Source organism: Campylobacter sp. US50a, from assembly GCF_004379015.1.
Classification (GTDB): domain Bacteria; phylum Campylobacterota; class Campylobacteria; order Campylobacterales; family Campylobacteraceae; genus Campylobacter_D; species Campylobacter_D jejuni.
Window position 1 is genome coordinate 1 of the sequence record NZ_RYYJ01000080.1, and the last position, 338, is coordinate 338.

Sequence of the window (338 nt, forward strand, 5' to 3'; positions counted from 1 at the left end):
ATTCTTTGAGTGAAATTATGCTGGACTAATTCATCATAATCCTTTTGGGCTTTTAAATAAATTTGTTCTTTATCTTTTATATTTGAGAGGGTAAGTTCATTATAACCTTCTTCATTAACACCTATGGTTTTAGAAGAAAGAGAAGTTTGATGATCATTAAAAGGAAGATTTACTAAACTTGGATTAGCCCCATTGTACAAACTAGAGCTCACATAAGGTTTATCTATATCATCATCTAAAAAAGAAATAATTACTTCATCTCCTATTCTTGGAGTATGAAAAAAACCTGAATGATTACTTGCTATACTAGAAGCTACTCTTAAAAAAGGAGTGTGATG

The 338-nt window shown here is 29.6% G+C and carries 1 protein-coding gene; it reads right to left on the reverse strand.

Annotated elements, in window-relative coordinates; all coding sequences use genetic code 11:
• A partial coding sequence (locus ELQ11_RS09740; protein ID WP_243833557.1) for a phage baseplate assembly protein V occupies positions 1-338 on the reverse strand: 338 nt, incomplete at both ends.